The organism is Flavobacterium sp. Root935 (assembly GCF_001429295.1).
Classification (GTDB): Bacteria; Bacteroidota; Bacteroidia; order Flavobacteriales; family Flavobacteriaceae; genus Flavobacterium.
In genome coordinates this window covers 304-25,091 of record NZ_LMJL01000007.1, presented here as the reverse complement: position 1 = coordinate 25,091, position 24,788 = coordinate 304, and the positions used below count along the sequence as shown (strand labels likewise).

General features: G+C 32.5%; 21 protein-coding genes. 12 read left to right on the top strand and 9 right to left on the bottom strand.

Annotation, left to right across the window (positions count from 1 at the left end):
* Nucleotides 1-13: 13 nt before the first annotated feature.
* Entirely contained in the window at nt 14-1,825 is a 1,812-nt protein-coding gene (locus tag ASE40_RS01630; RefSeq protein WP_057115068.1) for a hypothetical protein, read from the bottom strand.
* Between the two features lie 169 nt (nt 1,826-1,994).
* The gene (locus tag ASE40_RS01625; protein ID WP_057115067.1) at nt 1,995-3,551 is read right to left on the bottom strand and encodes a hypothetical protein; all 1,557 of its coding nucleotides are present in this window, start codon (nt 3,549-3,551) and stop codon (nt 1,995-1,997) included.
* A 116-nt stretch (nt 3,552-3,667) separates the two neighbouring features.
* On the opposite strand from ASE40_RS01625, the gene ASE40_RS01620 reads away from it, so the two are divergent.
* The gene (locus tag ASE40_RS01620) at nt 3,668-6,058 is read left to right on the top strand and encodes a penicillin acylase family protein (RefSeq protein ID WP_057115066.1); all 2,391 of its coding nucleotides are present in this window, start codon (nt 3,668-3,670) and stop codon (nt 6,056-6,058) included.
* A 356-nt stretch (nt 6,059-6,414) separates the two neighbouring features.
* Here the strand turns inward: ASE40_RS01620 and ASE40_RS01615 are convergent, their stop codons facing one another.
* The 4 genes from ASE40_RS01615 to ASE40_RS01600 all read right to left on the bottom strand — a co-directional run bounded on the left by ASE40_RS01615 (nt 6,415) and on the right by ASE40_RS01600 (nt 11,099).
* Nucleotides 6,415-6,864 carry a hypothetical protein gene (locus tag ASE40_RS01615; RefSeq protein WP_057115065.1) on the bottom strand — a complete coding sequence of 150 codons (450 nt, stop codon included), beginning with the start codon at nt 6,862-6,864 and terminating at the stop codon, nt 6,415-6,417.
* A 150-nt stretch (nt 6,865-7,014) separates the two neighbouring features.
* A complete protein-coding gene (locus ASE40_RS01610; protein WP_057115064.1) occupies nt 7,015-8,475 on the bottom strand; it encodes a serine hydrolase in 1,461 nt (486 codons plus the stop codon).
* Between the two features lie 245 nt (nt 8,476-8,720).
* Nucleotides 8,721-10,229: a serine hydrolase gene (locus ASE40_RS01605; RefSeq protein WP_057115063.1), complete on the bottom strand. Its 1,509-nt coding sequence runs from the start codon at nt 10,227-10,229 to the stop codon at nt 8,721-8,723.
* Between the two features lie 75 nt (nt 10,230-10,304).
* Nucleotides 10,305-11,099 (bottom strand): helix-turn-helix domain-containing protein, encoded by a 795-nt coding sequence (locus tag ASE40_RS01600; RefSeq protein ID WP_057115062.1) that lies wholly within the window; start codon nt 11,097-11,099, stop codon nt 10,305-10,307.
* A 316-nt stretch (nt 11,100-11,415) separates the two neighbouring features.
* Between ASE40_RS01600 and ASE40_RS01595 the strand changes: the two genes are divergently transcribed.
* The gene (locus ASE40_RS01595; RefSeq protein ID WP_057115061.1) at nt 11,416-12,756 is read left to right on the top strand and encodes an FAD-dependent oxidoreductase; all 1,341 of its coding nucleotides are present in this window, start codon (nt 11,416-11,418) and stop codon (nt 12,754-12,756) included.
* Between the two features lie 77 nt (nt 12,757-12,833).
* Here the strand turns inward: ASE40_RS01595 and ASE40_RS01590 are convergent, their stop codons facing one another.
* Nucleotides 12,834-14,351 (bottom strand): helicase HerA-like domain-containing protein, encoded by a 1,518-nt coding sequence (locus ASE40_RS01590; RefSeq protein ID WP_057115060.1) that lies wholly within the window; start codon nt 14,349-14,351, stop codon nt 12,834-12,836.
* A 381-nt stretch (nt 14,352-14,732) separates the two neighbouring features.
* On the opposite strand from ASE40_RS01590, the gene ASE40_RS01585 reads away from it, so the two are divergent.
* From ASE40_RS01585 to ASE40_RS01550, 8 genes are all read left to right on the top strand, one after another.
* Nucleotides 14,733-15,557 (top strand): MotA/TolQ/ExbB proton channel family protein, encoded by an 825-nt coding sequence (locus tag ASE40_RS01585; RefSeq protein WP_008464979.1) that lies wholly within the window; start codon nt 14,733-14,735, stop codon nt 15,555-15,557.
* A gap of 43 nt (nt 15,558-15,600) precedes the next feature.
* Entirely contained in the window at nt 15,601-16,212 is a 612-nt protein-coding gene (locus ASE40_RS01580) for an ExbD/TolR family protein (RefSeq protein WP_057115059.1), read from the top strand.
* An 18-nt stretch (nt 16,213-16,230) separates the two neighbouring features.
* Nucleotides 16,231-16,788 carry an ExbD/TolR family protein gene (locus ASE40_RS01575; RefSeq protein WP_057115058.1) on the top strand — a complete coding sequence of 186 codons (558 nt, stop codon included), beginning with the start codon at nt 16,231-16,233 and terminating at the stop codon, nt 16,786-16,788.
* A gap of 39 nt (nt 16,789-16,827) precedes the next feature.
* Nucleotides 16,828-17,631 (top strand): energy transducer TonB, encoded by an 804-nt coding sequence (locus ASE40_RS01570; protein ID WP_057115057.1) that lies wholly within the window; start codon nt 16,828-16,830, stop codon nt 17,629-17,631.
* Nucleotides 17,631-17,861 carry a hypothetical protein gene (locus ASE40_RS01565; protein WP_057115056.1) on the top strand — a complete coding sequence of 77 codons (231 nt, stop codon included), beginning with the start codon at nt 17,631-17,633 and terminating at the stop codon, nt 17,859-17,861. Before ASE40_RS01570 ends, ASE40_RS01565 begins: the two co-directional genes overlap by 1 nt.
* Before the next feature lie 2 nt (nt 17,862-17,863).
* A complete protein-coding gene (locus ASE40_RS01560) occupies nt 17,864-18,787 on the top strand; it encodes a PstS family phosphate ABC transporter substrate-binding protein (protein ID WP_057115055.1) in 924 nt (307 codons plus the stop codon).
* Between the two features lie 16 nt (nt 18,788-18,803).
* Entirely contained in the window at nt 18,804-20,471 is a 1,668-nt protein-coding gene (locus ASE40_RS01555; RefSeq protein ID WP_057115054.1) for a tetratricopeptide repeat protein, read from the top strand.
* Nucleotides 20,472-20,571: 100 nt separating this feature from the next.
* Entirely contained in the window at nt 20,572-21,204 is a 633-nt protein-coding gene (locus ASE40_RS01550) for a 7-carboxy-7-deazaguanine synthase QueE (protein WP_057115053.1), read from the top strand.
* Nucleotides 21,205-21,280: 76 nt separating this feature from the next.
* On the opposite strand, the gene ASE40_RS01545 is transcribed toward ASE40_RS01550, so the two are convergent.
* Both ASE40_RS01545 and ASE40_RS01540 read right to left on the bottom strand, forming a co-directional pair.
* Entirely contained in the window at nt 21,281-21,826 is a 546-nt protein-coding gene (locus ASE40_RS01545) for a YfiT family bacillithiol transferase (protein ID WP_057115052.1), read from the bottom strand.
* Nucleotides 21,827-21,845: 19 nt separating this feature from the next.
* The gene (locus ASE40_RS01540; RefSeq protein WP_057115051.1) at nt 21,846-22,553 is read right to left on the bottom strand and encodes a class I SAM-dependent methyltransferase; all 708 of its coding nucleotides are present in this window, start codon (nt 22,551-22,553) and stop codon (nt 21,846-21,848) included.
* Between the two features lie 73 nt (nt 22,554-22,626).
* On the opposite strand from ASE40_RS01540, the gene ASE40_RS01535 reads away from it, so the two are divergent.
* Both ASE40_RS01535 and ASE40_RS01530 read left to right on the top strand, forming a co-directional pair.
* On the top strand, nt 22,627-23,121 hold the full coding sequence (locus tag ASE40_RS01535) for a YkgJ family cysteine cluster protein (RefSeq protein WP_057115050.1): 495 nt from the start codon (nt 22,627-22,629) through the stop codon (nt 23,119-23,121).
* Between the two features lie 107 nt (nt 23,122-23,228).
* Nucleotides 23,229-24,464, top strand: a complete 1,236-nt coding sequence (locus tag ASE40_RS01530; protein WP_057115049.1) for an ABC transporter permease — start codon at nt 23,229-23,231, stop codon at nt 24,462-24,464.
* Nucleotides 24,465-24,788: the final 324 nt, after the last annotated feature.

Below are 24,788 nucleotides of genomic sequence, written 5' to 3'. Positions count from 1 at the left end.
TCGGCGTTTTGTTTTATGCTAATTCTAATGTTGGAATTTGAATGGCATTCAATTCTGATTTATAGAAATTGAATTGATTTCGTATTTTCTCTTCTTCTTTCTTAAAATACAAAGTAGATGAAAGTAAATTTTGATAATATTCAATTCCTTCTAGAATATTTGTTTTAAAAGAATTCCATTTTTTAAGCTGATTGGCCGTTACTTCGCCAGAAATAGTTTCGATTTCATTTCTAAAATAATCAACATACATTTTTAATTCCTTCACAAATAAATTCGGACGGTCATTAGTTCTCAAAATCGATTTTCCTTGATAAATGTGCTGCAGCATATCTTTTAAAGAAACTTCTTGATCAAAATAAGCCAGATTAGGTCCCGGACAGATTACCACACCCTGCGACTGGCCTTTTATTTTGATATCATTTTCGAGATAAGAAGCATTTGCTAAACCAACGCACAGACAAGATTTCTCTGTTATTTTAATTTTGCTTTTTTCGAATTCTTCGATAGTTAGAGAATCTTTTTTTGCTTCTAATTCTTGTAGTTTAATATCCTGATATTTTTTGGATGCCGTACAAATTCCGTGTGGATCGTATTCTTTACTTAGAGCCAAAAATTTCTTTGGGCAAGAACTTCCGGCCTTATTTTCTTCGATGCGTTTTTGTTTTAAGATTTCGTTTGACGTGCCACGCAAAGTATTAAAAGGAACTCCTAAGGGCGAAATGTGACTTAGGTAAAAATCGTCTTCTTTGGCATTCTTTAATAAACTTCTCGTTTCCTGATCTACAGATGTTGCTTCGGGAACTAATAAAAATGGAGAGCCCCAGCCAACAGAATCTACTTTATATTCGTATAATAAAAATTCATGTTCTTCTGCAGTTCCAACACCGCCTTGAACTGTAATTTTTAATTCTAAAGGTGTTTCTGGAAAAACTTGATTTTTGAGCTGTAAAGCTTTAATCATTAAATCGTGAGCCGATTGTACCAATTGTTCTTTTTTCTGCTTGAATTCTTCTAAAATAGTGCCTAATAAGAGTCCATCAGTGGCAAAGGCGTGACCGCCGCAGTTTAAACCCGATTCGATTCGGTATTCAGAAACCCAAAGTCCTTTTTTGGCCAAGAAATTTCCCTGAATCATTGCCGATCTAAAATCGCTCACTTTTAAAATGATTTTCTTTTTAAGTTCGTTTTTTTCGTTTGGAAAAAAATCTTTGAAGTTTTCAAAATAACCGAACAATCTCGGATTCATTCCAGCAGAAAGTACAACAGAAGATTCTAAATTACTTTTTGCAAAGCCTCTTAAAGCAGCATGAGCATCATTAAATTCGACGGGAAGCTGAGTGTTTTTAACAAAATTATCTTTATCTAATTTTGTCATAATGTTTACGTCGATTTCGCCGGGAAAAAGATGCGTTTCGATATAATTCTGAATATTTTCTTTAAAAGCAATTCCGTCATCCAGCAAATTTTGAAATCCTTTTTTAATGTCGGAAGTATTCGGCAGCATCGACATAAAATTTTCAAGCGCAGTTTTGCTTTCGGCTAATTCTGTTTTAAAACTTTCGAATTTTTCTTTTACAATTTTGTCAACTAGATTTAAGTAAGACGTAATTCTTTCCGCGCGGTAATCGTGAAATTTCTGGGTAATTTCTTCGTAAGGAATATTGAATTTAGTGCTGTAGAAATTACGCATTTTTTCAATTAAATCGTCATCGGCAATAGAAATAACAGACGAAATACCATATTGTGCAACACGAATTGGACTGTCAATCGTATAGGCAAGACCCATTACAGGAATATGAAAAGTATGTAAAGGTGTTTTTGTCATTTGTCTTCGGGTTAAAATAAAGACAAATATTGAAAAAAGGATTTTTCTAAAACCTGATAATTGTCAGGTTTAATTTGTTGCCGCGAATTACACGAATTTCCACTAATTTTTATTCGAAAGATTTTAAAAATAATTCGTGAAAATTAATGGAAATTCGTGGCAAAAAAAACTATATCAAAATTTTCTTCAAAGATTCTGCAATGCTTCTCCATAAAAAGTTATAGAATGATTTTTCCTGAATTCTTTCCAGTTCAACTTCAGCAGTTTTTGCTTTGTCTTTTGAATCATTTTTGACTAATAAATTGACAATTGCCGATTTGAGCTTGGCTTCTTTTTTAGGATCTTTTTTCTTGTAAAGTTTTACTTTTAGGTCATCATAATCTAAAGAAGCGTTTCCTTTAGAAATATTATCATTTCCATAAAAATTAAATCGGTACTTATTAAAAACTCCTGTAAACGAGGCATTCATATACGGTTTACTGAATTGTCCCATAGCCCGAACATCAAAATTTGAAATTACACCTTGAATGTGAAATCCGTCATTTTTATCGAGAACGTTAAAACTCCAATCTACATCGAGAGGAGAGGTTTTCATGAAAATACATTTTACTTTAATTTTTACATCATTCGTTTTTTTCAAACCAGAACCACTTCGCAGATTAGTTGCCTGCAGATTGAATTTATCAAAGCTTAAAATTCCTGGACCTTTAGAGAAATCAATTTCTTCTTCGTAAACCAATTTCGATTTAAGAACTTGCAAAGTATCAATTTGAAGCGGGAATTTTATATTTCGCAATAAATGATTGTAAAGGTATTTTTTGCTCAAATCATCTTTCGGCATTTTGCCACGATAAATATTCGCATCAAAATGATTAATTACAACTGAATTTGCTTTAAAGAAAAAACGATCATTTTTAAAACCCCAATCCATTTTTGAAACTTGTGCCGAATCGAATTTTAGCGTATAAATATCTTTTTCTTTATCTAAACGCTTGATGAAATTTGGGCGGTTAAATTGCGGAATATTAGAGAAATTATTAATTTTTAGAAAGTTTTTCTCGGTGCTTATTTTACCAATATTAATATGATAAAAAGCACTTGGTCTGTAAAATAAACTGTCAATTACTAAAGTGTAGCTTTCATATTGCAGCGGAATTTTTTCTTTTAAAGTCGCATCCGTCAGCAAAATCCCTTCTAATTTCAAAATGATTTTCTTGATGCTGAAAATAGGTTTTTCGGTATCCAAAGAAACCACATCGACAGTTCCGTCATTGAGATAAATATTCGAAACTGCAATAATCTTACGAAAAGGTTCAAGAATTTCGCTTTTAATACTTTTGCTGTTATTGATAAGTTTCTCGCCTTTTTTATATAAAATCACTCGCGGTTTATTGATAATAATACTTTCGGCTTGAATAATATCACGGAAAGCTAAATCCCAAACATTAAAATGTTTGATTGTAATAGATTCTATTTTAGAAAAAAGTCCGTTTTTACTGTCTTTAGGCTGGTTTTTCGGGCTTACCAATAATGTCTGAGCATAGATATTTCGAGAAAAAAGAGAGACTTCAATTTTTTCGTAATTGATATTGTACGCTGTTTTATTTTTCTCGTGAATAATAATCGGAAGCTGTTTTTTAATCCAGTAATTCAAACCTATATTGGCAAAAATCACTAGGAGAAAAAGAGAAATTACACCGATTGCTATTTTTTTATATATGGACATTTATAGGATTGGTTTTAAATACATAAATTTAGGCTTTTAAAAAGAATGATTTTTACATTATTCTTCTTTTCGATTACATCATTTTACCAACTTATCGTTTATACCTTTTGCAAAATATGAGAAGATTTAAAAAATTTCTGCTGGTTTTATTAGTACTTATAATTATAATTGGAGTTGGTTTATGCGCTTATATTTTTCATTTAAAACCCAAGTACGAAGGAGAATTGCAGCTGAAAAATATCCAAGAAGAAACTACAGTTTATTTTGATGAATTTGGTATTCCTCACATATATGCCAATTCTGAAAAGGATGCCATGACAGCGCTCGGCTACGTTCATGCGCAGGAAAGATTATGGCAGATGGAATTACTTCGGAGAATTGCTCCGGGAAGATTATCTGAAATCTTTGGTTCTGTCGCGCTTAAAAATGATGAGTTTTTTGCTGGAATTGGTATTGAAGAAGCTTCCGCGAAAGCGATTGCCAAATTAGACAAAAACAGTGAAAGCTATAAATTGGCGGAAGCTTATCTGGATGGAATCAATCAATATTTGGACGAAGGAACAACACCAATTGAATTTACATTGGTTGGCGTAAAAAAGCAAAAGTTTACTATAAAGGACGTTTATAATATTTTTGGTTATATGTCCTTCAGTTTTGCGATGGCGCAAAAAACAGATCCTTTATTGACAGATATTAAAAATAAATATGGTGCCGAATATTTAAAAGATTTAGGAATTGAAGGTGAGTTTAATACTACCCAAATTAAAATTTCTAAAGAAAATACAGAAGAATATTCAGAGATTGCAAAATCGGTTACAGCAATGCTGGATCAATCACCAATTCCGCCTTTGATTGGAAGTAACAGCTGGGTTGTTGGTCCTCATAAATCTAAAAGTGGTAAAGTGATTTTTGCAAATGATCCGCATATTGGATTTTCGCAGCCTGCAACTTGGTACGAAGCTCATATTGTAACACCAAAACATGAATTATATGGTTGTTATCTTGCGGGAACTCCATTTCCGTTACTGGCACACAATCGTGATTACGCTTACGGTTTAACAATGTTCGAAAATGATGACATCGATTTTTATAAAGAAAAGAATAAAGCTGGAGATCCCACTCAATATCAAACACCTAGTGGTTTTGCAGCTTATGAGACCAGAAAAAAAGTAATCAAAGTTAAAGATACTTCAGATGTGGTCTTGACAATTAAATCAAGCCGACACGGACCAATTATGAATGATTTTTTGGAACGTTTGGAAAAGAAAACTCCAATTGCAATGTTGTGGACTTACACCCATCAGCCAATTCAGATTCTAGATGCAGTTTACGGACTTTCGCATGCGAAGAGTAAGGACGAATTTAAAAATGCCGTAAAACTTGTCGCGGCGCCGGGACTTAATGTAATGTATGGAGATGCTAAAGGAAATGTGGCTTGGTGGGCAACAGGAAAATTGTATAAACACAAAGAAGGTGTAAATACGCATTTGATTTTAGATGGATCGAGCGGGAATGATGATATTACAGAATATCTAGATTTTGATAAAAACCCGTCATCAGAAAATCCGAAATGGGGTTATGTTTATTCTGCTAATAATCAGCCTGAAGCTATAGATGATGGATATTTGTATCCAGGATATTACCTGCCTGAAGATCGTGCAAAAAGAATTGCAGGATTAATGGATGCAAAATCCGATTGGGATAAAGAAGCAGTGAGTAAAATGATTTATGACAATACTTCTGATGTTGCCGTTGATGTGGTTAAGAATTTGATTTCTAACATCGATCTTAACACAATTTCAGCAACAGAAAAAGAAGCCATAAAGGTTTTAAAATCATGGAAAGGAACCAACAATTTAGAGGATACTGCGCCAACGATTTATAATAAATGGATTTATTTATATCTAAAAAATACTTTTGAAGACGAAATGGGGGAGGAAAACTTCAATCTCTTTTTAGGAATTTCTGTTGGGAAACAAGTTATTGCCAATCAAATTAAAAATGAAAATTCGGTTTGGTGGGATAATATTAAAACTAAAAATGTAAAAGAAACTAGAAAACAAATTGTTTCAAAATCTTTTCACGATGCAATTATATCATTACAAAATCAATTAGGAAATACTGTTTCTAATTGGAAATGGGGAGAAGTACATACCGTTGAGCACGAACATCCTTTAGGAAAAGTGGCGGCACTTCGAAGATTATTTAATGTCGGACCATTTAATTCGCCAGGTTCAAATGAAGTAATCAATAATTTATTCTTCGGATTTAACGACGAAGGAAAGTATTATACAAAAGGAGGACCTTCAACCAGAAGAATTGTAGATTTCTCTGATGTCGAAAACAGCTGGAGTATTCTGCCTACGGGACAATCTGGAAATCCGTTTAGTAAACATTACGATGACCAAGCCGAAATGTACAACGCTGGAAAATTCAGAAAAATGAAATTGAATAAAGAAGAGATTATAAAAACTTCAACAAAATTGGTTTTTAAACCGAAGGAATAGTTTTGTTTCAAGTTTCAAGTTTCAGGTTTTTTTACTCTTTGTAAAAGTTTAAAACCAAAATTTTAAAGAAATTTGTATTAAACAAAATAACCAGAATATTGTCATTTCGACGAAGGAGACTCGAGCAATAGCGACTGGCGGAGCAAATCTCCGTAAGTAACTCCGCAAAGAGAGTTTAATCTTTATAGAGCTTCTCGCGGAGATTTGCTCCGCCAGTCACTATCGCTCGAGTCTCCTTCGTCGAAATGACAAAAATGAGAAGACAACTTAAAATTGAATCTTTGAGTCAAAGTTTAAAACTTTGACAAAGAGTACAAAAACTTAGAATCTTAGCATCTTAGAACCTTAGCACCTTTTTATTTAGAAATATACTTCCCCTTCACAATATCAGTAGCAAAAATATTCAGATTATTGATAAGCACTTTATTATTAGTCATTACATTTTTAGTCTGGTAAGCCGTGTCTTTTTCATATGCTTTTAATAAAGTTTCCAGTTCTACTTCATCAAAAACAACAAAACTGTTGTAAATCGCATCCCTAAAATTTTTATAATTAATGCTTTGACTGATCTCCATTGTTTTCTGGTCATTCCAGCCTTCTTTTGCCGAAGTTTCGTTTATTTTCGATAAACAAAAATCAATCACATAATTTTTATAATGTGCTGCTTCGACGATTTTATCAATTATAATTCTGTTTTGCTGTGAAGGCATTGCTGGAGCTTGCGAATTGTTTTGTGATAAACAGTTTAAAGAAATAAATAAACATAAAAATACAGCCAGAAAGCCTTGTTTCTTAAAATTTTTCATAGGTTAAATTGTTATTTTGGGTCGGGCTAAAATAATATTTTTAAAGCTAAATTATCCAATTTGAATGTTAGAAATTGTAACAAAAAAACTCCGATAAAAAAGATTTGAATCTATTTTATCGGAGATAATTTTAAAAGGATTTTTTAAATGTTATTTAGTTTTACTTTTTGAAAGTTCATCTAATACTTTTTTCCCGTTTTCATTTGAAGGATCTAATTCGACTGACTTTTTGTAATTCGCGATAGCTAATTTTTTATCACCATCTGCTAGATAAGCTTCACCTAAACTGTCAAAAGCATTTCCTGATTTTGGGAAAGTTTCTACGTTAATTTTGAAAACTTCAATTGCTTCTTTCTTTTTTCCGTTTTGTAATAACTGATATCCAACTCGATTCATATCTCCTTCTTTAATAGCGTATGTAGGATCATTTTTCAGTTTTTTATAAGTTTCGGTTCCAGTCGCTGCGCCTTTTTCATTATAAATATCCAATAAATCTAATGCCAGCGATTTTTTAGGCTGATCAAACGGCTGATTGTATAAAATAGCACGAATAGCAGTGTTCATTTCGCCTAAAACGGTTCCGCCTGTATTGTTTAATAAAACTACAAGATTCTTATCTGCAGGAATACGAGAAATGACTGTATTAAATCCGTTAATGCCACCTCCGTGCTCAATAATATTCAATTTGCTGTTTTGTCCATTTGGAGCTTCATAAGTTGACCATCCATATCCATAAAAACCGCCCCACGCTTTAATATATGGTTTGTATAAAGATTCTATGGATTTTTCTGAAAGCAGTTTGTTTGTATAAAGCGCCTGATCCCACAAATACAAATCTTCTACCGTTGAGTACAAAGATCCAGCGGCATACGGAATGCTCATGTCAAGATATGCAGCGTTTACAATTTTTTTCCCCTGTTTTTCGTAACCAGCCGCTCTGTTTTTTAAAATGACATCGCTGTGGTCATAACCAGAATTAACCATTTTTAAAGGCGTAAAAATAATTTCCTGTAAATATTGTTCGTATGTTTTCCCTGAAATTTTTTCAATAATATAACCCAATAGAAAATAACCAGAATTGCTGTAATTGAATTTTTCGCCAGGCGTAAATTCAAGCGGCAGACTTGAAAACGTTTTTACGAATTCTTCTGGAGTATACGGATTTCGAGCTTTATCTTTAAAAAAGTTTGGCGCACTGGTATAATTCGGAATTCCAGACGTGTGTGTCAATAAGTGATGAATTGTAATTTTACCACCATTTTCTTTTGGATAATCTGGCAGATAACTTGTGATTGGAACATCTAATTTCAGTTTTCCTTCTTCAGCTAGTTTTACTATTAAAAACGCTGTAAATTGTTTGCTGATAGAACCTAATCTGAATTTGGTATCAGGCTGATTTGGAACATCCCATTCCATATTGGCCAAACCAAAACCTTTTTTAAAAATTACTTTCCCATTTACGGCAACGAGAGCGGAGCCGTTAAATTGTCCGTATTCGTTGTATTTAGCTAAAAGCTGTTCAATTTGCTGTGCTTTATCTTGTGCAAAAGTGCTTAAAGCCGAGATTTGAAAAACTACAAAGAGTGTAATAAGTTTGATTGATTTTTTCATAATGATTGATAATTGGTTGAAATAAATGATTCATTTTTGATTGATGATTGAAACCTGATAACAGTTAGACATTCAGTGTTTTGTGTCGAAATTACGATTTTTTACTGAAATAAATGTAAGGTCTTAAAATGTTAGACGAGCGATTTTCGATTTGGTTTCACAATCAATCAATTTTTTTTCATTTAATTTAAAAAACGAATTCGAGCATAGACTAAAAACTACTCTTTATAAGGTCTATATTGGCTTTATTTCGTTTCGATATCGACTATTTTTCTTCCATTTTTTCCTAGGTAATGCACAACGATATCTTCATAAATTTTATAGCCGTCATCAACATTGGTAAAAATTACTAATCCTTGTTTTGTTTTTGGCAACAGTAAAAAAATAGTCTGAACACCTTTGTCTGCACCACCATGCGATAAAGCATAGTTTTCATTTCCTAAATCATAAATTTCAAAACCCAGACCAAAGTATTTGTCTTTTTTTGTTGAAACCTGATGTGATTTCATTTCTTCAAAAACTTTTTTGCTTAAACCGTCACCTTTCATAACGCTGCACAAAAATGTTCCGTAATCTTCAATAGTTGTTAGTAAATCGTCTGCGGCACTGGCAGTTTTATTTTTTGTTGGTTCATAGGCATTTCCTTTGTTGTCATAATTAGTAGCATATCTCAAAAGATCAATTTTGTCATTCCATACTAATTGAGAATCAGTCATTTTCAGCGGTTCAAAAATTAATTCTGAAGCCAGCTGATCTAATGTTTTGTGAAATTTTTTCTCCAAGGCTTTTCGTAAATACTCAAAACCTTCTCCAGAATATTGATATTGAGTTCCAGGTTTAAATTTAAAATCCAGTTTGTTAGAATCATTAAAAGACCTCCAATTCGGAAAACCAGTCTGATGACTTAAAACAATTCTAGTCGTCAATAATTTTAAATAGGGATCTTTTGCAATATCTGGATCTGTCCAATATTTATAAAGAGGTTCATCTAAATCCCATTTTCCAGAACTTACTAAATTTAAAGTTACAACAGCCGTAACCGGTTTAGTTAAAGATGCGACATTCCAAATCGTATTGTAAGGTGCCGAAACACCTTTTTGAAGTTCGCCAAAAACTTTTACCTGTTTTAGTTTACCATCCGTAATAATGCCGATTCCTAAAGTTGGAACATTATTTTCTTTAAGCCATTTTTCTGTTTCTTCAACATTGTCAAAAAGGCCTGCTTTATTAACTGTAGAACTCGTCATTTGATGATTGTAACTCAGAGATCGGGCTAATTTCCATTCTTTATTTTTTAAAAGCCAAAGATGAGTAAACTTGGCAAAGCTTCCTGCTTCTTCGGGTTTTTCAGCAGTGCTTTCAAAAAATCGATGCGTGCCCATTTGTATGGCGCCATACAAAACGCCTTTTTTGTAAAGCGGATAAATTTCAGTACTTCCATCAACTAATTCTCTGCGGTAATTGTATTTTCTGGGCGTTGCACAAATTCCATTTTTTAAGTTTTTTAAAAATAGCGCCTTGTCCGAAATACTGTCTTTGTCGTGAAAAAACTCAAAATCGTCCGTGTATAAGTTCTCAAATTGTTTAATGTCGCAAGTATTAAAGCCAATATTAAAAAGAAGACTGTCTTTTGACATAATGGTCTTGTACAAAGCCGAGCTTTTTTCTTCCTGCGAGAATGCGATTTGAATTTGGATGAGAAGTATCCCAACTAAAAAAGTTTTTAGTTGAAAAAAAGTGTTATTGATTTTCATTTTGATTGATGAATGATGATTGATTTTGCAAAAGTAAGTCAATCATTATTTGCAAAATTGTATAAATGCGAATACTTATCTTTTTTGAGAAAGAAAATACGAATCGGGATCGAACGTTTTTGGAGTCGTTTTGGTCACATCTTTAAACTTTTTTATAAAATGCGACTGGTCAAAATATTTATTGTAAAGCGCGACATCAGTTAGTTTTAATTTTTCTAAATCAGAATTCACCATTTGGTCAACCGATTTTCTGAACTTCAAAATCTGGATGTATTTTTTAATTGTAAGTCCAGTTGCGGTCTTAAACTTGATTTGCAGTAATCGCTGTGATAAATTTAATGTTTTGCTAATTTCCGAAACCGAAATTTCTTCGTTATTAAGTTTAATGATTTCACATATTTTTTCAACTAGATCTTTGTCTGGATTTGAAAAAGTCAATTCTTCAAAATATACATTAATTGTATCTAGCAAAGTTTTAATATCTAAATAAGTATGAATTTTAAAAGGTAATTCTTCGCCATTAATATGAACAATAGAATCTGTAAAATCGCCTAAATCATATTTCGGAAACATCGAAAGCGTCCAGCCATGAAACTGTATAATTGTAACTTTAGTTTTGTGCTGGATATTGACCAAAACTTTATTGGTCATTTGCGAACAAAAGTAAATGCCTTCGTTCATCTCGTATTTCTTTTTACTCGTATGAACTTCTATCGCATTTCCGCTTACAATGGCGAGATTAAAACAGCCGTTTGGTAAAACGAGTTTGTTTTCGATCAGGTCTTCGCCGATGCTGTTGTCCAGACACCAAATTTTATTAACGAACCTTTCCGTTTTTTGAGTTACGTAATGTTCTGAGTAGAGGTTCATTTTTTTTCGATTTGCCAATATTTTGTTTAATAATTCTAATTATACTAAAGTAGTATTTTTAATTAAGATTTTTATTGACATTTGAAATCTATAAAATATATTATACATGATTTAGTTATGAAAATAGATGCCGCATGAGGGATAGAGGCGGTATCCTTTTATGAAGAGAAACGGAATAAAAGATATAGCCGAAAGCCCGACCCGAAGGGACATGCCCAAGTAAATATTAGACTTGATGGGCAAATATTTGGTTTATTTTAAAGCTTATGTGTAATTATTACTTATTTTTACGTTCTTATATATTAGATTTTCCCTGATGCAAACTTCACTAAAAATTGCAGTTGTAGGTTCTGGACTTGTAGGATCACTGCTGGCAATTTATCTTAAAAAAGCTGGTCACACCGTTCATGTTTATGATCGTAGTCCTGATATTCGAAAAATTAATTTTTCTGGTCGCTCTATTAATCTGGCAATGTCTAACAGAGGCTGGAAAGCGCTCGATGCAGTTGGAGTTGGAGATTCGGTAAGAGAAATTGCAATTCCGATGGACAAACGTGCAATTCATCTAGTAGACAAACTGAATTTTCAGAATTACGGACAAGAAGGCGAATCTATATACTCAATTTCCAGAGGAAAGCTAAACCGAAAAATGATTGATCTTGCTGAAGAAGCTGGAGCCGAATTTCATTTTGAGCAGAAAGTCTGGGATGTTACTTTAAGCGACGCAACCCTACATATTGGCGAAAGTGAAAGAGGAGAGTGGGAAGAACGAAAGTTTGATATGGTTTTTGGTGCAGATGGTGCTTTTTCAAGAATCCGCCACAGAATGCAGCGTCAGAGTATGTTTAATTATTCTCAGGAATTTTTAAACATGGGTTACAAAGAATTGAACATTCCCGCAAATGCAGACGGAACACATAAATTAGATAAAAATTCTTTTCATATTTGGCCGAGAGGTGAGTACATGTTAATTGCGCTTCCTAATCTTGACGGAAGTTTTACCTGTACTTTATTTATGCCTTTTGAAGGTCAAAATTCTTTTGAATCACTTGTCGATCGAAAAATGGTAGAAGATTTTTTTGAGAAAAATTTCCCAGATTCTATTGAAGTAATTCCAGAACTGGCCAATGATTTCTTTAAAAATCCAACCAGTACTTTGGTGACCATGAAATGTTTTCCGTGGACTTACGAAGATAAAATTGCTTTGATCGGAGATGCCTGCCACGCAATTGTTCCATTTTACGGACAAGGAATGAACGCAGGTTTTGAAGATATTACGGTTTTAAATGAAATGATAGAGAAATTTGGAGACGACTGGAAAAAGATCTTTACCGAATATCAAATTTCCCGTAAACCAAATGCCGATGCAATTGCAGAACTTTCATACCGAAATTTCATGGAAATGAGCACAAAAACGGCAGATGAAAAATTCTTATTGCAAAAGAAAATAGAAAAAGTCTTTTCAGATAAACATCCAGATAAATGGATTCCGCTTTACAGCCGTGTAACTTTTAGTGATCGTCCGTACGCAGAAGCTTTGGCGATTGGAGATTTCCAAAACGGAATTATGGAAGAAGTTTTAAAGCTGGATAACATCGAAAATATCTGGAATTCTACCGAAGTCGAAAATAAAATTCTTGAATTGTTATCTAAATAATTTTAACAACAATGTCAATATCAATTACAATTTTCAATATTGTAATTGATATTTGTTTTTTGACATTGTGGTATTGTTTATTTCTTAAAGATTTTGGTTAAAACTCCAAAAACACCTCTAATAAAAGTAGCGCTTGTTACAACTTTTAAAACCGATTTTCCAACAACACTTGCTGTACTTGGTTCTGCTTTTGAAGATCTTGTAGGTGCTTGTTCTTCTTGCTCTGCTGCAGCTTGATTAGCGCTTTCAATTTTCTTGGTCAGTAGTTCGTAAGCACTTTCTCGGTCTATTTCTTCAGCATATTTTTTGACCAATTTCGATTTGTTGTTTATTTCATCAATTTCAGAAGCAGATAAAATATCCATACGGCTTTGTGGCGCACGCATCATTGTCGCAACAAGCGGAGTTGGAACACCTTTTTCGTTGAGTGCTGTAACCAAAGCTTCTCCAATTCCGAGACTTGTCAGTAATTCATCTGTTTTATAAAATTCAGAAGTTGGGTAATTGTCCGCTGTTTTTTTAATTGCCTGACGATCATTTGCCGTGAAAGCCCTAAGCGCATGCTGAATCTTTAATCCTAATTGAGCTAAAACGCCGCTAGGAACATCCATTGGATTCTGAGTTACGAAATAAACACCTACACCCTTAGAACGAATTAATTTTACAATAGTTTCAATTTGCTCTAACAATGCCTTACTGGCTTCATTGAAAATTAAATGTGCTTCGTCAATAAAAATCACTAATTCAGGTTGTTCTGCATCTCCTTTCTCAGGCATTTTTTGATAAATTTCCGCCAAAAGGCTTAACATGAAAGTAGAAAATAATTTAGGTTTGTCCTGAATATCCGTCAAGCGAATGATATTAACATAACCTTTTCCATTCTCATCAATTCTCATTAAATCATCAGTTTCAAATGATAATTCGCCAAAAAATATGTCACCTCCTTGTTGCTCTAATTCGATAATTTTTCTAAGAATTGTTCCAGTAGTTGCAGTTGAAATTTTACCATAACTTGCAGTAATTTCATCCTTGCCTTCTTCTGTGATATAATTGATAACTTTCTTTATGTCTTTTAAATCTAATAAAGGCATTTGGTTGTCATCACAATATTTAAATATAACCGCTACAACTCCAGCTTGAGTATCATTAAGATCTAATATTCTAGAAAACAAAACAGGTCCAAATTCAGAAACCGTGGCACGCAGACGAACTCCGTTTTGTTTAGACAACGACATTAGTTCAACTGGAAATGAAGCTACATTATAAGGTATGTTTATTTTTGAATGTCTTTCTGTAATAAAACCTTCCTCTTCTCCTTCTTTAGCAATACCGCTAAAATCACCTTTAATATCCATCATTAAAACTGGAATTCCAGCATTCGAAAGCTGTTCAGAAAAAACTTGGATTGTTTTAGTTTTTCCTGTTCCGGTTGCACCAGCAATTAATCCGTGGCGATTTAAAGTTTTTAATGGAATTTTCACATGCGCTTCCGCAAGTGGCTCACCGTCAAGCATTGCGCCACCAAGGATGATGCTGTCTCCCTTTGAAGAGTACCCTGTGTTTATAGCAGCAATAAAATTATCTTTTCTATTCATGTTTTTATTTGTAATTTAGATGGTTATATGAGTATTGCTTTGTTTTTGGGCATTTTTATTGTGGTTTTTTTTAGTAAGAAAAAGCTTTTTTTGATTGAAAATTTAATAAAAAAAAAATTCGCAGCTTTTTAAGAAGATATCAATGGAATCTTTGAATATTTACTAAAACGTTGTAATTTTTCTAATTATCTACCTTTTTTTTGTTTTATCTAAAAAATGATGGTGGCAATTTAATGAGATATTTTTTAAATTGAAGTTAAATTTCGGTCAATAAAATTAAAAAAAGTTTTTTTATTTAAACTAAACGTATAAATTTGCTCCTCTACAAGTTAAATATAACTAAAAAATAAAAATTATTTAAAACTATTAAAATTAAAAAAAATGGCAAACGTTAAAGTTAAAAAAGAAAGCACTTCAAATGGGGGAGGAATGATTACAGGAATCATTATTGTAGCGTGTATCTTAGTAGGGGTGTTTATTTGGAAAGTAATCATGGGGGATTCTGCTAACTTCGAAGGAGGTAATCCAGAAACAGGACATCCAATCAATACATTAGGACAAGTATATAAAGGAGGTTTCATCGTACCAGTATTATTAGGTATGTTTTTAATGGTTGTTGTTTTTTCTATTGAAAGATTTATTGTTATCGGTAAAGCTGCTGGAAAAACTAATCTTGACAAATTCATGAAAAGTGTTCAAGGTAGTATTAAAGAAGGAAACATCGAAGCTGCTATCGCTTCATGTGACAAACAACAAGGTTCAGTTGCAAACGCAATTAAATCTGCTTTGGTAAAATACCAAGATGTTAAAAAAGAAGGATTCAACAGCGAAGAAGCTTCAGAAGTAATCCACAAAGAAATCGAAGAGGCAACTTCATTAGAAATGCCAATGTTAGAGAAAAACATGACTATTATCTCTACTTTAGTATCTTTAGGTACATTAGGAGGATTATTAGGAACTGTATCTGGTATGATTAAAGCGTTTGGTGCGTTAGCTTCTGCTGGTACTCCTGACCAAGCTGCTCTTGCAACAGGTATCTCTGAGGCACTTATCAACACTGCAACAGGTATCTCTACTTCTATCTTAGCAATTGTTTCTTACAACTTCTTTACTGCTAAAATTGACGATTTAACTTACTCTATCGATGAGGCTGGTACTACAATCGTGAATACTTACAGAAAATTCAGAGGAAGTTTAAGACAATAATTAATTTTTGATATTTATATCAAAAAAATAAAATAAAAAGATAATGGCTAAAATAAAAATGAAAAAAAAGTCGACATCGACAGATATGACTGCGATGTGTGATGTTGCATTCCTTTTGCTAACGTTCTTTATTTTGACCGCTACTGCTAAAGTGCCAGAAGCACTTCCTGTAGATACTCCAGCATCTACTGTACAAACTAAATTGCCAGATACAGATTTGGCGATTATTACAGTAGGAAAAGGAAAAGTATTTTTTGACATCAAAGGTAGAGAGGTTCGTAAAAGAACTCTTGAAGGAATTGGTGCAAAATATGGTATTACTTTCTCTGAAGAAGATAAAGCCAAATTTGCATTAATGGACGATTTTGGTGTGCCAGTTACAGGTTTAAAGCAAATCATTGACATGAAAGCGGCGGACAGAACCAAAGCAAATCAGCCTGGAATTCCTTTGGATTCATTAGATAATCAATTAAAAGAATGGCTTCTAATCTCTAGAAGAGCTACAATTGATTTAGATGATAAAGAATTGCAGATTGCTATTAAAGGAGATGCGAAGGAAGAATATCCAAGAATTAAAAAAATTATGGATATTTTACAAGATCAGAAAATCAATTCCTTTAACTTAGTTACTGGTACGAGAGGAAAAGACTTTTAATTAAAAAATATACACTAAATGGCTGAATTAAATACCGGCGACGGCGGTGGTGGTAAAGGTGGTAAAGTAAGAAGTAAAAAGCAGAATTCTAAGGTCGATTTAACGGCGATGGTGGATTTGGCATTCTTATTGATCACATTCTTTATGTTGACTACTTCGTTGTCAAAACCTCAATCGATGGATTTGTCTCTGCCAGATAAAGATCCAAAAAATGAAGACGTTAAGGATACCAAAGTAGACGAGAATCGTACAATGACAGTAATGTTAGGTGGAGATAATAAAATCGTTTATTACATGGGATTGTTAGCAAGTCCTAAGGTGGGACCAAAAGATATTACTTATGGTAAAGATGGTATCCGTAGAGAATTGTTAGTGCAAAAAAAGAATGTTCTAGCTTATTCTGCTGCTTTAGGGAAACCTAAAAACGGTATCATAGTGATCATTAAACCAACTAAAAAATCAAATTACCGTAATTTGGTTGATATATTGGATGAGATGGCAATTTCAGGAGTAGATACTTATGCTATTGTTCCTGAGTTTTCACCAGAGGAAACGAAATTGATAGATAAAAAATAAGAGCAATCTTAAGTTTTATCAACTTAAAAATCAAGAGATATGAAATTAGATATTATAAAAAATCAGTGGCTTGATATCGTATTCGAAGGACGTAATAAGATATATGGAGCATACGAGCTGAGAAAATCGAACGGTAAAACAACTGTGAAAGCACTTGTGATCGGTTCACTTATTTTTAGCTTCGCAGTTGCTGCCCCTCTTATTGCAAGTTTCTTACCTGATTCTTCTGAAGAGGAAGTAAACAACGATATTAAGATTGCAACGGTAAAATTACCTCCAAAGAAAAAAGAGGAAATTAAACCAAATACACCACCACCTCCGCCACCTCCACCAAAAGTGGATCAAGTGAAATTCGTAAAACCAGTGGTTGCGAAGGCAGAGGAAGTTACTGAAGATCCACCAAAAATTGTGGATTTGAAAGACAAAAAAGTTGGTGCTGAAACTATCAAAGGAGATCCAGATGCAGTTTTAACTGTTGATGAACCAGTTGGTAAAGGACCAGTATCAGAGGTTGTACAAGAAGATAACACTGTATATAATACAGCAGGTATCGAAGTAAAACCAGATTTTCCAGGAGGAATTGATAAATTCTACAAATTCGTAGGAAACAATTACAAAACTCCAGAAGAAGAAGGTCTTAAAGGTAAAGTTTACGTTACGTTTGTAGTTGAAAAAGACGGTTCATTAACCGACATTAAAGTTTTAAGGGATATCGGTTACGGTACAGGAGCAGAAGCAATTCGTGTTCTTAAAAAATGTCCAAAATGGACTCCTGGCGAGCAAAATGGTAAAAAAGTTAGGGTACTATACTCTCTACCTATTACTATTCAATCTGCAGAATAATGTTAAAAGATATGCTTAATAATATTCAGAAGAAATCGCTCAAAGAGCGATTTCTTCTTGTTTTAGGAATACTGTTTTTTTTAATTTATCTTGTACTCGGTTTAATGATTATGTTTTGGAAAAAGCTGCCGCTTAACATGGAGCCAAAATATAGATATGCTTTCGGTGGATTATTGATTGTATATTCTGGAATAAGATTTTTAAGATTAATTAATTCAAAAGAAGAATAATTATGTTGAAATATAGTAAGGCTTTAGGTTTGATTATTTTTGTCTTTTTGTTTGCCATGTGTAACCAAAAAAACAAGAGTGAAGCTGAAAAAGAAACCATTTTAAAAGGATCGCTTGATGTTGCTGTCGATGAAACAGTTAAACAAATAGTAGACGATCAGGTGGCTGTTTTTGAAGGCACTTACTATGAGGCAAAAATTACAGTTAAACCAAAGTCAGAAGCAGAAGTAATAAATGATTTGTTGAATCAAAAAGCTAAAGTCGCGATAACGACCAGAGATTTAACAAGAGAAGAAAAAGCTCGTTTTGAAAAAAGCAAAATTAATCCGCGTGTCACACCTTTTGCGCACGATGCGATTGCATTTATTTCCAGCAAAAACAATAATGATACACTAATTGCGTTGAAAAGTGTAATCGATTTTATACAAGGAAAGCCAGATTCTAAAATCAAGGGATTAGTTTTTGATAATCCTAATTCAAGTACAGTTCGCTATATGAAAGAATTAGCGAAAGTTAATGAAGTTCCTAAGACAGGAGTTTTTTCTTTTAAAACAAATAATGAAGTAATCAAATTTGTTTCTGAGAATGAGGGAATGGTGGGTGTTATTGGTGTTAACTGGTTGTATCAGCCGACACCTGATATGACGGAGGTCATCAAGAAAATAAATGTTTTAAGTGTAAAAGGATTAAATAGTGATAAATATTATAGTCCGACTCAAGATGACTTAGCATTAGGGAAATATCCTTTGGCACGTGATTTGTTTATTATCAATTGTCAAGGCTATTCAGGTTTAGGAATGGGATTTGCTTCATTTGTAGCCGGAGATATTGGTCAACGTATAGTTTTGAAGTCAGGATTATTGCCATACAAGACTCCTGGGCGTAAACTTAAAATAAGGAATGAAATTATAAAAGATAACGAATAAATTAATTACGATAAAGATGAATAAATTTAAAATTTTTAGTCTTGCATTAGTAGCTTCGGCGACTGCGGCAACAGCGCAAGACATCAACCAAGCAAAAAAAGCGATTGATGCAGAACAATTTGATAAGGCAAAAACAATCCTTAAATCAATCATCAAATCTAAACCTTCAGATGGTGAAGCAAATTTTGTTTTAGGAAATGTTTATTTAAATCAATCTGTTGTAGACTCTGCTAAAATCTATTATAATAATGGATTACAAGCTTCGGATAAGAAAAACTTAAACTACATTGGTTTAGGACAATTAGATTTAGATGCTAAAAATGCAGCTGCAGCTCAGGCTAATTTTGCTTTAGCAACTAAAGACATGAAGAAAAAGGATGTAAATGAGTTTATTTATATCGCTAGAGCTTACATGAATTCTGATAATCCTGATTATAAAAGTGCTGTTGACGTTTTAAAACGTGCTTTACTAGTTGATCCTCAAAATGCTCAAGCACTTTTAGCTATTGGTGATGCATATTATGGATCTAATAATCAAAATGATGCTTATAAAGCTTATCGTGATGCTTTTACAGCTGACAATACTTTACTAAGAGCAAAAATGCAGTTAGGAGTTTTATTAAAAGGTGCTAAATCATATGATGAGGCAATTAAATCTTTCAATGAAGTTATTGCATTAGATGCTAATTACGGACCAGTTTATAGAGAACTTGCTGAAACATATTACAAATGGGCAAGAAACAAACCTTCTACTGCTAAAGTTAATTTGCAAAATGCAATTACAAACTACGAGAAATATTTAAGTTTAACTGATTATTCTCTAGATTCTAAAATGCGTCATGCAGATTTCTTGATCTTAGTGAAAGATTACAAACAGTTAGAAACTGTTGCAAACAAAATGATTGCACAAGATAAAGTTAATCCTAGAATTTACAGATATTTAGGATATGCTGCTTACGAAAATGGTAACGTTGATGTAGCTATTAAATCTATCGAGGATTTCATTAAAGCTCCAGGAAATAAAGTAATTGGAAGAGATTACTATTATTTAGGGTTAGCAAAAATTAAAAAAGGAACTGCTGCAGATGGTACAATTGATCAAGCTGCGTTTGATGCAGGTTTAGCTGATATTAAAAAAGCAATTGAATTAGAGCCTTTAGTAGTTGAGGAATTTGCTGATTTTGGAAAAGAATTGTTTGGTAAAAAACAATATAATCAAGCAGCATCTATTTTTGAACTGGGAGCAAATAATAAAGAATCTAAAAATTATTTGGATGATGCTGTTTATTATGGAATTTCTGTTTACTATGGTAATGCTGGTAAACCTCTAGAAAGCCGTGATAAAGTTGCTTTAGAAAAAGCAAATGCTACGTTTGATAAAGTTCTTGAAGCGTCTCCAACATACGATGAGGCTTATTTGTACAAAGGAAGAATCAATAGTGCATTAGACAAAGATGATATGATTATCAAAAACTATGAAGAATACGTAACTAAAATTACAGCAAAAGGTGCAGAGGAAGTGGCTAAACCTGCAACGGCTAAAAAAATCGTTGAGGCTTATAATGCAATCGGAGCTGCTTATGCAAATACTGATAAAGTAAAAGCTTTGGAGTATTTTAATAAAACTTTAGTTTTAGATCCAGCAAATACTTACGCTGCACAATCAATAAAATCTTTAAAATAATCTAGATTTTCAAAATAAATAGAAAACCGATAGTTCAATAAACTATCGGTTTTTTTGTTCCGTATATTATTGACTATCTTTGCATTCTTAAAATAATAAAATGTTACCAAAAGAAATACAATTAGAAGTAAATAAAGGAGCAATGCTTCCTTTGATGGAGGAATTTTATACCATTCAAGGTGAAGGCGCGCATACAGGCAGAGCTGCTTATTTTATTAGAATTGGAGGATGTGATGTGGGATGTCATTGGTGTGATGTAAAAGAAAGCTGGAATGCAGCAATTCATCCGCCAACAAGTATTGATTTAATTGTTGAAAATGCAGCAAAATATGCTGATACGGTTGTTGTAACTGGAGGTGAGCCTTTATCTTGGGATATGACGCTTTTGACAGAACGCTTAAAAGAAAAAAACTTAAAAGTTCATATAGAAACTTCAGGCGCTTTTGAATTATCTGGAACATGGGATTGGATCTGTCTTTCTCCGAAAAAGAATAAATTACCAACTCAGACTGTGTATGACAACGCTCATGAATTAAAGGTGATTATTTATAATAAGCACGATTTTATCTTTGCGGAAGAGCAGGCAGAATTAGTAAATGATGATGCAATCCTATTCCTTCAGCCAGAATGGAGTAAAAAAGAGGAAATGACTCCTCTTATTGTTGACTATGTTATGAATAATCCGAAATGGAGAGTTTCATTACAAACACATAAATATTTAAATATACCATAACAAAAAAAGCCTCTTTATTTGAAGAGGCTTTTTTGTATACATGAAGTAAACAAATGTATAAATGATATACATTTTGTTAATTCCAGTTTTTATATTTTTTTAAACTAGTAATATGTGCTAAATGATGATTTCCATGCCAAGCATATGATCCGATAATCTTTTTGATTTTATTTTCTGAATTATCTGAAGGATGAACAAAAGTTTTCTCCAAATCAGATTCTGATAAATTTTTCATTATATAAGCTAATCTAAAATGAAGTCCTTTCAATAAATCAAGTGTTGGCTGTATTGGCATCGTTAGATTGTCATTCAATTCAGACCAAAGAACTTCATCATAAGCTTTAATCACTGGATTGTTTTCTGTTAAAGCCCATTTAATTCGAATGTAACAATTCATATGACTTTCTGCACAATGATGTATAACTTGTCTCACTGTCCATCCGTCTGGACGATATGGCGTGTCTAATTGTTCGTCGGTTAAATGAAGTGTTTCATTTTCTAATCTCTTTGGGAAACTTTCTATTTCTTCAATTTTTTCTGAAAGATATGTTACAGAGTAATCATTAGGAGCTATAAATTTTTCAATCGGATATTTTAATTTTTCTAAATCTAATTCGGTCATATTTTAATTGGTTTATTTTTTAAATAGAAAGTTTAGCTAAATAATCGTAATGTTCACCTTCGAGAATCAGCTCACAATTTAATCCATTAGCAATCGCAGCATTTTGAAGTGTGTTGTAATCCAAATATAACCAATTAAAAGGTTGTTCTTTTTCGTTTTTGTAACTTAGATTAAATACAAGTTCTCCATAATAATCATTTTCAGAAGGAATCCATTTACCACCATCTTCATCCTCATCAAACATATAAATAATATCAGAGCTGTCAATTAAAATTTGTCCGCCAGAATTTAAAAGTGATTTTAATTTTCCTAGATATTTATTACAGTCCTTTAATTTACCAAAAATTCCAGTTCCGTTCATTAGAAGTAAAATGGTGTCAAATTTTTCACCTTCAAAATCTAAAATATTTTCAACTTTAGCATTTTTAATTCCTCTAAGAAGACAAGTTTCGATTGCTTTTTCCGAAATATCGATAGCAGTTACATCTAGATTACGTTCATTTTGTAATGAGAGAGCATGGCTTCCTGCGCCGCAACCCACATCGAGTGTTTTTCCTTTTGCTAGTTGCAGTGCTTTTTGTTCAATTAAAGGCATTTCGTTATAAGAGCGAAAAAGATATTCAACGCTCATTTCATCTTCTTCAGAAATCGAAGTTTCTGTAATAATATCTTCAGGCGAATTATTGGTATAGAAATCAAATATCGCTTTTCCAAAAAGATCTTTCATTGTTTTTATTTCAAAGTTTAAGGTTTCAAGTTTAAAGTTGTTTAATTTTGCAGATCAACTTTAAATTCTAAACTTGAAACAGATTTTAAATAACTTAAGTAAGTTAGCCAAAGATAAGCATATCGAGAATAAAAAGTATTTCGATAAGCTCAAAAAGAAACAGCCGAAGAATTTAGATTACATTATGCAGGATTTGCACAATGCAGAATTTAAAAGAACCGATTGTTTGAAATGCGCTAATTGTTGTAAAACAACAGGCCCATTATTTACTTTGGCTGACATTGAGCGTATCTCAAAACACTTAAGACAAAAGCCACAGCAGTTTATTGAGCAATATCTTCGAATTGATGAAGACAAAGATTATGTTTTACAAAGCGTTCCTTGTACTTTTCTGGATAGCGAAAACTATTGTATGATTTATGATGTTCGCCCAAAAGCCTGTAGAGAATTTCCACATACTGATAGAAATAAGTTTCATCAAATATCTCACTTAACATTAAAAAACGTTGAAATTTGTCCAGCAGCATTTAATATAGTAGAAGAGATGAAAAAGAAAATTCCGTTGTAGTAGAATTAAAAAAAATGGTAATTGTTTTCAAGAGAATCTAGTTTTCTCTTTTTAAGATGTACTTTTGAAAAAGGAATAGTTGTAATAATTAAAGAAACATTTGTAATTTGAATTTAGAATATTTTATAGCTACAAGACTTATTACTGCCAAAAACTACAAAAGCAGTATTTCAGCTCCCATAATAAAAATTGCTATTTCTGCAATTGCAATAGGAATTATTATGATGATTGTTTCGGTTGCAACTGGAATAGGATTGCAGAAGAAAATCCGTGATAAAGTTTCGGCATTTAACGGACAGATTATAATTTCTAATTATGATAATAATAATTCTGAAGTTACTATAATTCCAATTTCAAAGAAACAAGATTTTTATCCAAATTTTAAATCAGTTCCAGAAGTTAGCCATATTCAGGCAATAGCAAGTAAGGCAGGAATTATTCGAACTGAAAATGCATTTGAAGGAATTGTGTTTAAAGGAGTAGGTGCCGATTATGATTGGAATAATATTAATGAATACATTGTAGAAGGAAAACTGCCTGATTTTTCAAAAGCACTAAATGAAGATGTTATTATTTCTAGATTTCTGGCAGATCGATTAAATTTAAAAGTAGGAGATCAATTCAATACATTCTTTATTAAAGAAGAGCAGGGAAAACTTCCTAATAGTCGTCGATTTAAAATTTCGGCCATATTTAATTCGGGGTTCCAGGATTTCGATGCAACATATATAATAGGAGATATTCGTCATATTCAGAGAATCAATAAATGGAATGAGGATCAAATTGGAGCATTTGAAGTTTTTGTAAAAGACTTTAACGATATAAAATCTGCAGGTGATCAGATTTATGAGCAGACGTCTTCGAATCTAGATACCAAAACCATTATAGAAAAGTATAGTTATATTTTTGATTGGCTTCAGTTGTTTGATTTCAATATCGTAATCATCTTGGCAGTAATGATTCTAGTTGCTACAATCAATATGGTTGTTGCTTTATTAGTACTTATTCTAGAGAGAACTCAAATGATTGGAATTTTAAAATCGATGGGAGCAAATAATTGGACAGTTCGCAAAATATTTCTTTACAATGCATTCTATTTAATCCTTCGCGGATTATTCTGGGGAAATTTAATTGGGATTTCAATTTTATTAATCCAGCAGCACTTTGGAATAATTCAGCTTAATCCTGAAAATTACTATGTAAATCAAGCTCCAGTTTATCTAAATTGGATTTATATACTTTTATTGAATTTACTAACTATTGCTATTTGTTTTTTGGTATTATTAATACCATCATACATAATAACCAAAATATCTCCAGTAAAAGCGATTCGTTTCGATTAAATTATAAATTAAAGTATTCATACAACCCGACAGGTCTTAAACCTGTCGGGTTTATTTTTTTATACATATATAAAGAGAAAAAACATCTTTCAGGCTGAGCGCAGACCGGGAAGTAGATTTGAGAGATCATTCGAGTAAAAAGTGCCGGAAAAAAGTGCTGAAAACTAAAAACTATGCAAAAATGGAATGCAAAATTGGGGTTAAATTGAGGAAATACAAACCGTAAGNGAAAAAACTGACAATGGTTCAAAAAAGCTGATAATGTAAATGGAGAGTTATCAGTGTGTTAAGGAAAACTTTCAAAAAAGATGGAAAAAATATAAG